The 14,864-nt window shown below is 65.1% G+C and carries 12 protein-coding genes; 5 read left to right on the forward strand and 7 right to left on the reverse strand.

What is annotated here, in order from left to right; translation table 11 throughout:
* Nucleotides 1–28: 28 nt before the first annotated feature.
* Genes GAU_RS02180 through GAU_RS02210 form a run of 7 tightly spaced genes read right to left on the reverse strand, consistent with a single transcriptional unit; the run spans nt 29 to nt 8,837 of the window.
* Nucleotides 29–907 carry an ABC transporter permease gene (locus GAU_RS02180; RefSeq protein ID WP_012681917.1) on the reverse strand — a complete coding sequence of 293 codons (879 nt, stop codon included), beginning with the start codon at nt 905–907 and terminating at the stop codon, nt 29–31.
* On the reverse strand, nt 904–2,013 hold the full coding sequence (locus GAU_RS02185; protein ID WP_197526032.1) for an ABC transporter permease: 1,110 nt from the start codon (nt 2,011–2,013) through the stop codon (nt 904–906). The genes GAU_RS02180 and GAU_RS02185 overlap by 4 nt, the downstream gene beginning before the upstream one ends.
* Nucleotides 2,010–3,608 carry an ABC transporter ATP-binding protein gene (locus GAU_RS02190; protein WP_012681919.1) on the reverse strand — a complete coding sequence of 533 codons (1,599 nt, stop codon included), beginning with the start codon at nt 3,606–3,608 and terminating at the stop codon, nt 2,010–2,012. Before GAU_RS02190 ends, GAU_RS02185 begins: the two co-directional genes overlap by 4 nt.
* 2 nt (nt 3,609–3,610) lie before the next feature.
* On the reverse strand, nt 3,611–4,657 hold the full coding sequence (locus GAU_RS02195) for a BMP family lipoprotein (RefSeq protein WP_012681920.1): 1,047 nt from the start codon (nt 4,655–4,657) through the stop codon (nt 3,611–3,613).
* A gap of 57 nt (nt 4,658–4,714) precedes the next feature.
* The gene (locus GAU_RS02200; RefSeq protein WP_169307564.1) at nt 4,715–5,932 is read right to left on the reverse strand and encodes an LVIVD repeat-containing protein; all 1,218 of its coding nucleotides are present in this window, start codon (nt 5,930–5,932) and stop codon (nt 4,715–4,717) included.
* 35 nt (nt 5,933–5,967) lie between these two features.
* Nucleotides 5,968–7,290, reverse strand: coding sequence for a hypothetical protein (locus GAU_RS02205; RefSeq protein WP_012681922.1), 1,323 nt, complete (start codon nt 7,288–7,290; stop codon nt 5,968–5,970).
* Between the two features lie 41 nt (nt 7,291–7,331).
* A complete protein-coding gene (locus tag GAU_RS02210; RefSeq protein WP_012681923.1) occupies nt 7,332–8,837 on the reverse strand; it encodes a tetratricopeptide repeat protein in 1,506 nt (501 codons plus the stop codon).
* A gap of 117 nt (nt 8,838–8,954) precedes the next feature.
* Between GAU_RS02210 and GAU_RS02215 the strand changes: the two genes are divergently transcribed.
* The 5 genes from GAU_RS02215 to fahA all read left to right on the forward strand — a co-directional run bounded on the left by GAU_RS02215 (nt 8,955) and on the right by fahA (nt 14,845).
* Nucleotides 8,955–10,478: an L-aspartate oxidase gene (locus tag GAU_RS02215; protein WP_052574189.1), complete on the forward strand. Its 1,524-nt coding sequence runs from the start codon at nt 8,955–8,957 to the stop codon at nt 10,476–10,478.
* A 63-nt stretch (nt 10,479–10,541) separates the two neighbouring features.
* The gene (gene nadA, locus GAU_RS02220; protein ID WP_052574190.1) at nt 10,542–11,552 is read left to right on the forward strand and encodes a quinolinate synthase NadA; all 1,011 of its coding nucleotides are present in this window, start codon (nt 10,542–10,544) and stop codon (nt 11,550–11,552) included.
* Entirely contained in the window at nt 11,549–12,508 is a 960-nt protein-coding gene (nadC, locus tag GAU_RS02225; protein ID WP_012681926.1) for a carboxylating nicotinate-nucleotide diphosphorylase, read from the forward strand. Before nadA ends, nadC begins: the two co-directional genes overlap by 4 nt.
* Nucleotides 12,509–12,513: 5 nt before the next feature.
* Nucleotides 12,514–13,455: a hypothetical protein gene (locus tag GAU_RS02230; protein WP_012681927.1), complete on the forward strand. Its 942-nt coding sequence runs from the start codon at nt 12,514–12,516 to the stop codon at nt 13,453–13,455.
* An 88-nt stretch (nt 13,456–13,543) separates the two neighbouring features.
* The gene (fahA, locus tag GAU_RS02235; protein WP_012681928.1) at nt 13,544–14,845 is read left to right on the forward strand and encodes a fumarylacetoacetase; all 1,302 of its coding nucleotides are present in this window, start codon (nt 13,544–13,546) and stop codon (nt 14,843–14,845) included.
* Nucleotides 14,846–14,864 lie beyond the last annotated feature (19 nt).

Genomic DNA, 14,864 nt, shown 5'->3' on the forward strand with positions numbered 1-14,864 from the left:
GCCGATGCGAGCGGACAGTGAGGAAGAGCTAGTCGGTCTTGCCGAGTGCGGCGGGGGCGACGCTGCGCCCCACGACACCGGCGAGGGCGATGATCGTGAGCAGGTAGGGGATCATCTCGACGAACTGGCTCGGAATGAGCTGAGCGCCCTGGAGCTGGATCTGGAGTGTTTCGGCGGCCGCAAACAACACACACGCCACGGCCACGCGTACCGGTTCCCAACGACCGAAGATCACGGCCGCCAGGGCAATGAACCCGCGACCGGCCGTCATGCCGTCGGTGAACTGGTGCTGATCGAGTGCGAGATAGGCACCACCCAGGCTGGCGAGCGAGCCGGCGATGAGCAGTCCCTTGAATCGCAGCGGTGCAACCGCCACACCGAGTGAGGCGGCCGCTTCCGGCTTCTCTCCAACGGCGCGTACGCGCAATCCGAATGGCGTGTGATACAACACCCATCCGAGTACCGGCAGGGCGGCCAATCCGATCCATACCACTGGGTTTACAAAGCTGGCGAGCATGGCATTGCTGATGCCTTCGCCGCCAAAACCGGGGACGCGGGGCGAATTGCTCGCGCTGTCGAATACCAGGCGCAGGAAAAACCGGGTGCCGGCCACGACAACGAGATTGATGGCCACTCCCACGACCACCTGATTGGCCTTGAAGCGCAGGGTGGCCACAGCCAGGACTGTGGTCACGATGGCGCCGGCAACCAGCGCGCCGACCAGCCCGATCCACGGCGAATTCCCGTAGTAGCTACCCAATGCGGCGCCAAATGCGCCTGAGAGCATCAACCCCTCGAGCCCCAGGGCGATGACGCCCACTCGTTCCGACATGACACCGCCCGCCGCCGCGAGCAGGTACGGAATGGCAATGCGGATGGTCTGCAGGAGGAACATCAGGGCCATCATGCGACACCCTCCGCGCGCGAACCACGCAGCGTATTCGCCGCGCGGGCTGCGGCGGCGCGCAGTTGCGTCTGTACTTCAGGCACGGCGGTCGCCACGGCGAGAATGACCACCGCCGTGAGGATATCGGTGAGCTGCTTGGGCACGATGGCGTTCACGGCCAGGCCACCCTGTGACAGCGTGGCAAACAACAGCGCCGATGCGAGAATGCCGATGGGATGGTTCCGGCCCACCAAGGCCACCGCGATGCCGAGGAAGCCTGCACCGCCGGCGAAGCCATCTTCGTAGTAGCCTTTGTACCCGAGCACGAAGTTCACCCCACCCAATCCGGCGAGCGCGCCGGAGAGCGCCATCGTCACCAGCAGGACGCGGGGCACGCGCACGCCACCGTACTCGGCGGCATCGGGCTGCAGTCCCACTGCGCGCAGCTCATAGCCGCTGCGGGTGTGGAACAGATACCACCAGGCTGCGACGGCGGCTGCCACGGCAAATAGCAGTGTGAAGTTGGCCGCACTGCCACGGAACATCGCAAATGCATCGGCCAGCCTGGGCACGGTGCCTGCGGCAATACCGGGCGTGTGCAGCGTTTCCGGCACATGTAGCTTGGCCGATACGAACCAGTTGAGCAGCGCCAGCACGATGAAATTGAGCATGATCGTGACGATCACTTCACTGGCGCCGAATCGTGCCCGCAGCACGCCCGGTACCGCGCCAACACCGGCGCCGGTCAGCATGGCCGCTGCGACACACACCGGGACGGCCACCACGGCCGGCACACCGGCCGGCAACAACAATCCCATCACGGCTGCGCCAAAACCGCCCGCAGCCAACTGCCCTTCGGCGCCCACATTGAACAGTCCCGCGCGCGCCGCGAAGGCAAACGCGAGACCGGTGCAGGTGAGCGTGGTGGTCTTGTAGAGCACCTGCCCGATGCCGTACGCATTGCCCCAGGTGCCTTTCACCAGCAGTGAGAACACGGCTGCTGGAGCTTCACCAAAGGTGAGAATGAGCAGATCGCCCACCACCGCCGCGATGCACAGCGCCACAATGGGCGGCAGTACGGCTTCCCAGATACCACGATCCACCCGCATGCCGGTATCCGTGCTCATGCCGCGGCTCCCGTCATGAACGGTCCAAGCAACTCGGCGCTGCACGCTGCCCGTGGCAATACGGTGGCAAACCGACCCCCGTACATCACGGCAATGCGATCGGACAATGCCAGCACTTCCGTCAGGTCCGCGCTGATAAGCAGGATGCCCTTGCCAGCGTCACGGGCTGCCCGTAGCTGCGCATGAATGAACTCGATGGCGCCCACGTCCACACCGCGTGTGGGTTGGGCAGCCAGCAACACGCTGAACGAGCGACCCATCTCCCGCGCGATCACGATCTTCTGCTGATTGCCCCCCGACAGTGCCCGCGCAGGGAGCGCCGGCATGGGAGGGCGAATATCGAAGCGCCCGATCTGCTCCTTCGCGTTGGCATCGATGGCGGCATGATCCAGCTTGCCACGCGTGCCAAAATGATGCTGCCGCCCGAGGATCAGGTTGTCGGCGATGGAGTAGTCAAGCACCAGACCCCGGCGATGGCGGTCTTCCGGAATGTGCGACAATCCACGATCGGCCCGCTCGCGCACGGACAGGGTGCCAAACGCCTGGCCACCCAATTCGATGCGACCACTGCGCACCGTGCGCAGGCCGGCGATGGCTTCGAGCAGCTCCGTCTGTCCGTTGCCTTCCACACCGGCGATGCCGAAGATCTCACCGGGCCGGATATCGAACGACAGGTCGTTGACCGCGGCGAGGCCACGATCAGAAACCACTTGAAGGCCGGTGATGCGCAGTGCGGGAGCCGCGGTTGGTGCCGCCGATGCATTCGCCGATGTATCGGCCGTTGCGGAATCCACCGGCGTGTCCACCGCGCCCACCGCTTCGAGATGCAATGCCACATCGCGTCCAACCATCGCGCGGGCAATCTCGCGTGGGGTCACCCCCTGCGTGGGAAAGCGCGACACGGTCGTACCGGCCCGCATCACGGTGATGTGATCAGATACGGCGATCACTTCGTCGAGCTTGTGCGTGATGAGTACCACGGTGCCGCCATCGTCACGCAGGGCGCGCAGCACGGTCCACAGTTCCTGCACTTCCGGCGGGGACAGCACCGCCGTGGGCTCGTCGAGAATGAGGATCTTCGCGCCGCGGTACAGCGTCTTGAGAATCTCCACGCGCTGGGCTTCACCGACCGACAGATCGGCCACCTTGGCGTGGGGATCGACGTGCAGGCCACACTTGCGACACAGCGATTCCACTTCGATGGCCGCGCGATGCAGGTCCACGCGCAAGCCGTTTTGGGGCTCCACGCCCAGCACGACATTCTCGGCCACCGTGAGCGTGGGCACGAGCATGAAATGCTGGTGCACCATGCCCACACCGGCGCTGATCGCTTCGGTGGTCTTCCAGCCGGTCACGTCGCGGCCATTCACTTCCACCGAGCCGGCATCGGGCGCATAGAGGCCAGCGAGCACCCGCATCAGCGTACTCTTGCCGGCGCCGTTTTCGCCCACGAGCGCATGGATCTCGCCGGTGGCGACATCCAACGAGGCGTCGCGATTGGCGACGACCCCGCCAAACGTTTTCACGACGCCACGCATGCAGATGGCCAATGGTTTCTGCGCAGCGGAAGCGGCGGTCGGAGCAGGAGTGGTCATGCTCAACGTCCTCCGCGTGTGCTGGGCACGGTGATGCGCCCGTCGATGATCTTCGCGGTGAGCGAATCGAGCGTCACACGCACGCTGTCGGGAATGAGGGCCTTGTTGTTGTCGTCGTACACATAGCCCACGCCTTTTTCGGCCAACCCGAATTGCTGCACACCGCCCGTGAAGTGGCCTTCTTTCACCGCCTTGACGGCCTGATACACCGACTCGTCGATGCCTTTCACCATGGAGGTGAGCACGAAACCCGGGGCTTCGCTGTACTGATCGGCATCCACGCCGATAGCCAGCTTGCCCGCCGTGCGGGCGGCTTCGAACACGCCGAGTCCGGTGGAGCCGGAGGCATGGAAGATCACATTGGCGCCTTGATTGTACATGGACAGCGCCATCTCCTTGCCACGCCCCGGATTGCGGAAGGCCTCCGGGGTCACACCGGCATAGTTCACGATGACTTCGCAGTCGGGGCACACGTGCTGCACGCCCGCCTTGTAGCCGGCCTCGAACTTGTGAATGAGCGCGATGTCCATGCCGCCCACGAAGCCCACTTTCTTGCTCTTGCCCACCAGTGCCGCGAGCGCCCCGACGAGGAAGGAGCCTTCTTCCTCGCGAAACTTGAGTGCCTTGAGGTTCGAGGGCAGCGGCAACGGGTTGCCATTGGCATCCGTCGGCAGCGAGAGATCCACGTCGGCAAAGCGGACGTTCGGATACTCCTTGGCCAGCGGCAGGATGTCGTCGGTGAAGATGAAGCCCACGCCGATCACGATATCCATGCCTTCGGCGGCCAGCAGCCGAAGCCCCGCTTCACGATCCGAGCCATCACCGGGCTCGATATAGGTCACGCGTGCCCCCAGTTCCTTCGCGGCCCGCATGCCGCCGAGGTAGGCACCGTCGTTGAACGACTTGTCGCCGCGACCGCCGACATCGAACACGATGCCGACATCGAGGCCTTCAGAGGTGTCGGCGACCGTGGCCCCGGAGGGCCGGACGGTGAGCAGCGCGAGATGGGCGAGGAGGAGCGCCCCGATCAGGAAGAGGGTACGGCGCATGGCACCGAAGGTTCGCCGTCGAACACGTTCTCGGGAAGGGCCGACACGCTCCGACTGTCAGCGTTTCGCCGGCGATGCCCGGAACAGGCCGTGCAGCATATCGCTGGCAAACACGCCCGTGGGTGTCCAATGCACGCCCCACACGTACACCGGTGCCGAAAGCCCCCCGGCGTACCGCGCCTTCCATCGGCCCATTTTCTGCAGATCGCAGCGGCCATCCGCTCCACGCTGACCGGGGGCACAATTTCCCAGATCCCCCCGCACATCGAGCACCTGCACGCCGCCATTGTAGTAGGCGGCGTAGGCAAACCCATTGGCCTCGTCCACCGAGAAGTTGTGCGTGCCCGCCCCCGGCATCGTGTAGAATGCCACCTCCACGGGCAGTTGGATGTTGCTGATGTCCACCACGTGGATATCGCCGCTGCTGGTTGAGCCGATCGAACCCGGTCCTTCCTGACCCACGAGCACGTACTGCTTGTTGCCGGTCACCGGATCATGGATCCACCACATGTTGTGGACCTGGCCCCCCAGCGTGGTGATGCGGGAAATCCGGCGGGGTTGTGCCACCGACCCATTGCCGGCGCCTCCGATATCCCAGATGCCCATGCCGTCGTTCCATTCGGCCGTGAACAACAAGCCGTCACGGACGAATACGTCGTGCAGATTGGGGCGGCCCATGGCCTGCGAGAACACCGTGCGCGGTGTGGCAGGATTGGACAGGTCGAGCACCACCAGGCGGGAAGCCACATTGCTTGACGGATCGACTACACAGAAGGCGTACAGCACGCCGTTCACCCGGGCGAGTTCGGCGGTGTGCACACCGTACTGCATCTCACCCCCCGTGGTGCGCACCAGCAGTTGTGGCTTGCGGGCATCGGCCATGGAGTAGATGGCCACACCGCCATTGGGATTGCTCTCGATGGCGACCAGCATGATCGAGCCGTCGTCCGACACCTGCACATCGCCGGTGGTGGACGCGTTCTCCACGATCACACTGTCCACCAGACGTGGCTGATCGGTGCTCACATCCCAGATCTTCACGGCATTGCCGCGGGCCACGGAGCGGATGCCCCAACTGCTGGTGTAGGCGGTGTTGCCGCGTACCCACAACTCCGACGTATACCGATCGGAGACGTTGCCTATCGCGACGTGTGTGAGGGTCGTCCCCGACCCCACCCCGAGCGCACCCACGGAGACCGGATCGCTGCCACACGCCGCCAGCAGGGCCCCGGTGAGCATTGCGGTGGCGGTCAGTACGAGTCTGATCGACGACATCGACACGAACGGGGTACGGGGCGAGCGCATCGGCATCAATGGGAATGGGTGGGTGACATGATACGGCCAAGGGCAGGATCCAGCACGCCGTATCGTCCCATGCGGGCGCGCATGGTGCCCACATGCAGGCGGGCCCCCACCGTGATGGACCATTGGGTGGCCGCCCCATAAAAATCACGCGGGACAAAAACGGCAGGTGTGCTCCGCGGCTGGGCGTGGGCTGCGACCGCCTCGAGAAACGGGACGAGACGCGCTGTGCCACGGCCAAACGCAGGAGCCGCAAGCTGTACCGTGCCAACCTGCCATCGTGTCACACCGACGATCTGCACGTCGAAGTGTCCGGTCTGCGTGCGAAACAGATCCAACAGGCGTGAACCCTCGGGACGGTCCGTCTGTTCGGCACGAGCCGCCAGCGACCATTCGCGCCACGCCGTGCGTCCCTCGGCCAGCATACTGTTGAACCGGAATACGGCGCGGTCGTTCAGCGTTTCATTGGTGCGGGCCGCTTCGATGAAGAATGTGTGGCGCGACGTGCCGCCATAGCGCAGCGAGGTGCTGTACTGCACATGATCGAAGGCGCCGCCCTGCACGAGCCCCGGGCTCTTCACGAATGCACGGCTGGCCTGCCATTCAACGTCGCCGCGTGGCAGCAGCGTGAGACGTGTGGTGTGTGAGTCGCCAAACCGCGACCAGCGCGGACCGGTGAACGGTCCCAAGGGCTCGTCGCCGTTGAAGCGTCCGTGTTCGAGCACCGCAGCCCGGCTGGTGCCAACACGTACCGCGCCCAGGACCTGCACCCGCTCGATGATCTGCGCGTGATGATGATTGACGGGATACTTCACGAACGTCCGCATCATCGGATCGTCGGTGCCGTACGGCGTGAATCCCTTGCCGGCCGACAAAGACATCTGCCACCACGATGGCGCGGGCGTGGAGGCCGTCATCATGGCTTCGTGCACGAGCGTGTGGGGATGCCGCCGGTCGATGTATCCCTCGCCGTACATGCCGGCGTTGAGTTCACCGCGCCGGAGGGTATATCCCTCGAAGTTGAGCGTGCCGGTGGTGCGCAGTGCGCCCCAGCGACCGCGCGCGGCGGTGATCGCCCCCATCAGATTGGGCTGGGTGAGATACCCTTCGGTGAGCCGTCGATTGGCAATGGCCGGAGACGCGGAAGTCACCGCTCCGATGGCCATGATGCCGAGCTCACCCGCTCGTCCAATGGAAGCTGGCGTCTGCGCGCGTATTGGTCGGGCCAACAGCAGGGACGCTGCGCAGGCCGTCAATACGACCTGGGCGCATGACAACGGGCGTGACCGTCGTCGGAGATTCTGCTCCGCGTCGTTCACGCCCGTCTTCATCGGTCGTCGATTCCCGCGGCTGCGGGACCGTCGATCACATGTTACTTGAGTGGCTTGTAGCGGTATCCGTAGATGCCAGCGCCCGTGGCCTTGATGACCACTTCCTTGCGCTCACCCTTCTTGATCGGGCCTGACGACTCCGTACCCGACGTCACCACATTGCCGGCGGCGTCGAGGAATTCCGCCGTCACGCTGTAGTTGCCGGCCGCGTCCGCGACCTGCTCGAGCGAGAGCGTCAGCGACGAATTCTGTGCGCCACGCGTGAAGCCGGCCACATCCACCTTCACCGGCAGCGCTTCCGCGATCGTCTGGTATTTGACCAGCGAATCGGTCCACGCCTTCTTCTCGGCAGGCGTCTTGGCGTTCTTCGTCAAACCCTGTGCGGCATAGGCGAACATCATCCAGCCATCGTAGTTGTTCGGATCGACCGCCACGAGCTGCTTGGCCGGCGCGAACATCTTGTCGAACATGTCCTTGCCGTAGTACGTGGCCGAAAGATTGCGAAGGGCATCGCGGCCGCTCGGATTCTTCTGCACCGAGGCTTCGAACAGCTTCAGCGCGTCGTCGATCTTGTTGGCACGCGTCGCGATCACACCGCCCATCGTCAGCGTGATGTCGTTGCCCTTGTCCGGGTTGGCGAGCAGGTCGGCATACACCACCGACATGTTTGCCGAATCCTTGGCGAGGGTCAGAGCATCCGACCAGCCCTGCATCAGGTTGGCCGCGTCCGGAGACTCGGGGTAAACCGTGAGCAGTTCCTTGAACGTGCCTGCGGCTTCCTTCGCCGTGGCCACCTGTTCTGCACCGCTCTGGCTCACCGCCAGTTCATACTGCGCCATGCCGGCGTAGTAGAGCGACCCGTTGCGCAGGTCCCGGTACGACGTGTCGGTGCCCGCGCGCTGCACGACATGCTGCCAGTGCGTGATGGCCGTCTTCTTGTCACCCTTCGAGTTGGCCACGTTGGCCAGCACGTAGTGCGGATACGGGCTCTCGTTGCTCACCATCATCGACCGCTTGGCGTAGTACTCGGCCGAATCCAGCTTGCCGCCGTTCGACGCGTCCAGCGCCGCACGGGTCAGCGCGAGCCAGGCTTCGTTCTGACGCATGCCGGCCACGTCTTCCTTGCACGCCGGCGCCGCGGCTTCGATGGCCTTGTACGAGGCATCGAGCTGCGCGATCACGTCGTACTTCTCCTGCGGGTTGCTCACAAATCCGAGCTGGCCGCGCGTGGGCGTATCGCCCATGCCCGGTTCCGTCGCCCACATCACCAGCGCCTGCGACAGGATGTAGTTGTAACCGGCGGGGTTTTTCGCGAAGCGCTCGGGCTTCGTGTCGAGCTCCTTCATCACACCCATCAGGACCTTCTTGCGGTCCTCGGGGCTCTGCGCGCTCTTGGCGCGATTGAAGGCCAGCGACTGGAGCGCGAGCTCTTTGGGATTGTTGGGATCGATCGAGCAGGCGGTGGAAACCCCGCCCGGCTGCGCCATAGCCAATGCCGGCAACAGCGACACAGCGGCCGCAAAACCGGCCAGGAACGTCGAACGCATGAGACTCCTCGAGAACGAAACGGAAAAGGCGGAACTGGCCGAAATCACATCCCGGTGCAACGGGTGTGCCGTCCAGGGGTTCAGTTGGGGACCCGATGACCTTTGATTGAAACTACTATGACCGACAGGATCCGCACCCGGTTCCTCGTGATTGGCAGCGGGGTCGCCGGATTACACACCGCCTGGCGAGCTTCGGCCCACGGACCCGTGACGGTGCTCACCAAGCGTACCCTTTTTGACTCCGCTACCGCCTACGCGCAGGGGGGGATCGCCGCCGCACTGGGTGCCGGCGACTCGCCCGATCTGCACCGGGAGGATACGCTCGCGGCCGGCGCGGCGCTGTGCGATTCCGAAGCGGTGCAGGTGCTGGTGGAAGAAGGGCCCGCCCGGGTCCGCGAACTCCAGGCCGCCGGGGCCCGTTTCGACCTCGATCCGTCCGGTGATTTCAAGCTGGGGAAGGAGGCGGCGCATTCCCGCCACCGGATCGTGCACGCCAACGGGGACCAGACCGGCGCCGAGGTGGCCCGGACCCTCGTCGCCAAGGTGCGCGAGTCGCCGAATATCGACGTGCAGGAGACCGCCCGGGTGCTCGACCTGCTGCTGGTGCAGGACGAGAGCGGGTTGCAATGCGCCGGGGTCCGCGCTTCCATCGCCGGTCGGCCGGTGGAGATCGTGGCCGACGCCACGGTGCTCGCCACCGGTGGATGCGGTCAAATTTTCCGATATACCACGAACCCTCAGGTGGCCACCGGCGACGGGTTTGCCATTGCCCACCGGGCCGGCGCCCGTCTGGCCGACATGGAGTTCGTGCAGTTCCACCCCACGGCCCTCGATACCCCGGAAAACCCGCTGGCCCTCATCTCCGAGGCGGTGCGTGGAGAGGGCGCGGTGCTGCTCAACGCCAAGGGGCAGCGGTTCATGACCAAGCGTCATCGACTGGCGGAGCTCGCCCCGCGGGATGTCGTGGCCCGGGAAATTTTCCGTGAGCAGCAGGCCCACGGGCGGGTGTTTCTCGACGCCACCAAGATGGGCGCCTCGTTTCTGACCCGGTTTCCCGGGATCTCGCAGCTATGTCGCGCCCGTGGTATCGACCCCACCCACGAACCCATCCCCGTCACGCCGGCTGCGCACTACATGATGGGCGGCGTGGTGACCGATCTTGCCGGTCGGTCGAGCATTTCCCGACTGTACGCGGTGGGCGAAGTGGCCCGCACCGGCGTGCACGGTGCCAATCGCCTCGCCTCCAATTCGTTGCTCGAAGGATTGGTGTTTGCCGAACGAGTGGCGCGCGATCTGCAGCAGACCCCGGAAGATCTGCCGGCGCCCGACGTGTCCGCCTGGTCGGTGCCGGCCCTCGACGATCGGGGAGCCGCCCAAGTAGTGGCCGATGAAATCCGGCAAGTCATGTGGGACTATGCGAGCATCGCCCGCACGGCGCCTGGTCTGCGGCGCTGCGTGGCCCTGCTCCAGCACCTCGGCGAGCGCATCGCGCCCGGTGCCACGGAGGAGCGCAACCTGCTCACCACCGCGCAACTCGTGGCAGAAGCCGCGCTGATGCGCAAGGAGTCGCGAGGAGGGCACTTCCGGAGCGATTTTCCCAAGACCCGCCGGAAATGGCAGGGTCGCCACATCACCTGGTAGCCATCACCTGGTCGCCGGCATGGCTGTTCACATGCTCGTGGCGCACCGCCTCCTTTGCAGTCCATGACGATTCTCGAAGCGCACTACGATCCCGCACTGGCCGCGGAAATCCGCGAACTCGCCAAGTCGCGCAATGCGGTGATCCTCGCCCACAACTACGAGCGTCCGGAGATTCAGGATGTCGCCGACTATGTCGGAGACTCGCTGGGCCTCTCGCGCGAAGCGGCCAAAACCGACGCCGACGTCATCGTCTTCTGCGGCGTGCACTTCATGGCGGAAACGGCCGCCATCCTGTCACCCACGAAGACGGTGTTGCTCCCCGACCTGGCGGCCGGCTGTTCATTGGCCAGCACCATCGATGCCGCGCAGCTCAAGGCGTGGAAGGCCGAACATCCCGGTGCCGTGGTGGTGGCCTATGTGAACACCACCGCCGAGGTGAAGGCCGAAAGCGATTACTGCTGCACGTCGGGCAACGCGGTGGAGGTCATCAACGCCATCCCGCGGGACAAGGAGATTCTGTTCCTGCCCGACATGTTCCTGGGCGCGCACGTGCGTCGGGAAACGAAGCGCGACAACATCCACGTGTGGATGGGCGAGTGTCATGTGCATGCGGGCATCGACCCGGAACACATCACCCGCACCCGCGCGCAGCATCCGGGCGCCGAGTTTCTCATTCACCCCGAATGCGGCTGCGCCACGTCGGTGGTGGAAGCGATGAGCGCTGGGGCGGTGGATCGCAACAACGCGCACATCCTGTCCACCGAAGGGATGATCAAGCGTCCGCAGCAGACGGAACAGGACACTTTCATCGTGGCGACGGAAATCGGCATTCTGCACCGGCTGCGTCGGGAGAATCCGTCCAAGCGCTTCATTGCGGCCAACGATCGCGCGCAGTGTACGTACATGAAGGTCACGACGCTGGCCAAGGTGCGCGACGCTCTGGAGCACCTGCAGCATCGCATCACCGTGCCCGAGGATGTGGCCGCTCGGGCCCGGATTTCGATCGAGCGTATGGTCTCGATCGGCGGTAATAGTGGAGTGAGCCCCTTCGGCCCCGAGGATCCTGGCGAATGACGTCCTACCACCCGCCCCTGCGGCCGACACCGCCGCACGGTTTTCCCGCGCCTCAACTGCGGGACATCACACCGCTCGATGTGAAAGCGGTGATGGCGCATGCTCCTGGCTTTCCGCTCACGGCGGCGCAGGTGACAGCCCAGGTGCGGGTGGCGCTGCAGGAAGACGAAGCGTTCAACGATGTGTCGACGCTGGCCACCGTGGTGAGTGATCGGCATGTGCGCAGCGCGGTCGTTGCCCGTCGAGAGGGTGTGGTGGCAGGAGTGGCGATGGCAGTGGAAGCCTTTCGTCAGCTCGACCCATCGGTGGCGATCCGGGTGGAAGCGGAAGATGGCGCGCGTGTGACCGCCGGCGCCCGCGTGCTGGCATTGACCGGTCACGCCCGCGGCATGTTGTCGGCCGAACGGACCGCGCTCAACTACCTGCAACACCTGTCGGGTATTGCCACCAGCACGAGTCGTTTTGTGCAGGCCATCGACGGCACGCGTGCCAAGATTCTCGACACCCGCAAAACACTGCCGGGATGGCGTGCGCTCGAGAAGTACGCCGTGCGCGCCGGTGGGGGGACCAACCATCGCATGGATCTGCGCAGTGGGGTGTTGATCAAGGACAACCACCTGGCCGCGATCGGTGGTGATATCAACATGGCGGTGTCGCGTGCCCGCCAACTCGCGATGCCGGGCACGCCCATTCAGGTGGAGTGCGACACACTCGAGCAGGTCGATGCGTCGCTGGCAGCAGGGGCGGACTGGATTCTGCTCGACAACATGTCGCTCGACATGCTGCGCGCCGCGGTACAGCGCTGTGCGACGCGCGCCATCACGGAAGCTTCGGGTGGGGTGTCGCTCGAAACGGTGAGGGCGATTGCGGAGACCGGCGTCGATCGCATCTCGGTGGGGGCCATCACGCATTCGGCACCGGCCCTCGATCTGGCCCTCGATTTTGACGGGCTCTGAGCCCCATGCCTGTACGTCTTCCTCCGCTCACGGAGCGCCCGGCCCGTATTCTCCTCGAAGGGCTGGTTGACTACGCTGGGTTGTACCCGCCGGCGGCGCTCACCATGCCGGCTGCCGTGCGCAACTACGCACACTATCGTGCCGGCGGCAGTGGATGGGTGCTTGGACGGTTTGTCTGTCCGGCAACCGCGCTGGAAACATTCTCCGAGTTGGCCGATCCGCTTCTGCCGCGCGATGCCGGTGCCATTCCCTGGCGATTGTCGGTGACCGGATCCGGTGATGTCGCTGCCGACATGACCGCCATCGCCGCGTTCAATGAACGACATCGGGTGTGTTTCGACGAGTGTGGCGCCATCGTCGACTGCTACGAGCTTAAGGCCGAAACACCCGACGACGTCGCGCGCATTCATGCCTCGGTGCCGCGTGAGCTGCTGACCTACATCGAAGTCCCGCTCGATGATCGGGTCCATGATCTGGTCGCGGCCGTCGCCCTCACCGGACGCCGCGCCAAGATGCGCGCCGGTGGTACCACGTCGGCGGCGTTTCCGGCGGCTTCCCGCGTCGTGACGTTTCTGCGCGCCTGCCTCGAACATCAGGTGACCGCCAAAGCCACGGCCGGACTTCATCATCCGCTGCGCGGCAGCTACCGGCTCACCTACGAACCCGATGCGCCCACCGGTCGCATGTTCGGATTTTTCAACGTGCTGCTCGCTGCGGGTGTGCTCGCTGCTGGTGGCACCGACGCGCAAGCCATTGGTGTACTCGAAGAGTCGAACGCCGAGCAGATCGTGATGGGTGATGCCGATGTGCAGTGGCAGGGCGAACATGGCGACCTGCGCCTCGATCGTCAGACACTGCAGCGCGTGCGTGAGCAGATGCTGGTGGGCGTCGGCTCCTGTTCATTCACCGAGCCGGTTGACGAGTCCCGCGCGCTCGGCTGGCTGTAGTCGCCCTCACACAGCGCGCACCCGCACACCGCTCATCGCACACAGCCTGCTGCGCTGTGTCCGTCCAAGTATCCCATTCCCGCTCCTGATGCCGTCTGTTCGCCAGTCCTGGGTCGCTTCCGCCAATGGCCACGCGGATTTTCCGCTGCAGAACCTGCCATTCGGTGTCTTCCGTCGCGCCGGCACGTCCGAGACGCCGCGTGTCGGCGTGGCGATCGGGGACGACATCCTCGACATCCCCGCCTGTGTTGCGGCGGAGCTGTTCAAGGCCTTTGGTGATGACGTGCAACACGCGGCGCGTGCCTGCGTCTCCCCTTCGCTGAATGCGCTGATGGGGCTGGGTGCGGCTTCGCGTCGTGCGCTGCGTGACGCGTTGACGGCGTTGCTGGCCAGTGATGTGGACGAGAACGCGCGCCAGATCGAGCAATACGCGCTGGTCGCACAGTCCTCCGCAGAACTCTTTCTGCCTGTCGAAGTGGGTGACTACACCGACTTCTATGCCTCGGTGCATCACGCCACCAACGTGGGTTCGATGTTCCGACCGGACAATCCACTGCTGCCGAACTACAAGTGGGTGCCGATTGGCTACCATGGTCGTGCGTCGAGCCTGGTGGTGTCGGGCACGCCCATCGCGCGCCCCTCGGGCCAGCGCAAAGGCCCCAACGATGCCGAGCCCACGGTGGGGCCGTCGCGCCTGTTCGACTATGAGCTCGAGCTTGGCGCCTTCGTGGGCACGGGGAATGCGCTGGGGACCACCATCGGCATCGCCGACGCGGAGTCGCATCTGTGGGGCTATTGCCTGCTGAACGATTGGTCGGCGCGCGATCTCCAGGCGTGGGAGTATCAGCCGCTTGGCCCGTTCCTCGCGAAGAACTTCGCCAGCACGATCGGCGCCTGGGTGGTCACGCCTGAGGCGCTCGAACCGTTTCGTGCACCGTTGGCTCCCCGTGCCGAGGGCGATCCTGCACCGCTGCCGTATCTCACAGACGAGGGGGATAGGGCGCGCGGCGGACTCGCCCTCACGGTCGAAGCATGGCTGCGGACCACGCGCATGCGTGAGGCCCGTGAGCCCGCTGTGCGGGTGTCCACGGGCAGCAGTCTCGATCTGTACTGGAGTTTTGCGCAGATGCTCGCCCACCACGCCAGCAATGGGTGCAACATGCGCCCCGGCGATCTGCTGGGCAGCGGCACCATCTCCGGTCCGGAGAAGGGGAGTCGTGGCTGCATGTTGGAGCTCACGTGGCGCGGTGCCGAGCCCCTCGAACTGCCCAACGGCGAGCGACGCGGCTTCCTGGAGGCCGGCGACGAGCTCACGATCACGGCCTTCGCCGAACGCGATGGTGCCGTGCGCATCGGTTTCGGTCGGTGCACCGGACAGGTGATCGGGTGATGACGCGCGCGCTTCCGTC

The organism is Gemmatimonas aurantiaca T-27, from assembly GCF_000010305.1.
Taxonomy (GTDB): domain Bacteria; phylum Gemmatimonadota; class Gemmatimonadetes; order Gemmatimonadales; family Gemmatimonadaceae; genus Gemmatimonas; species Gemmatimonas aurantiaca.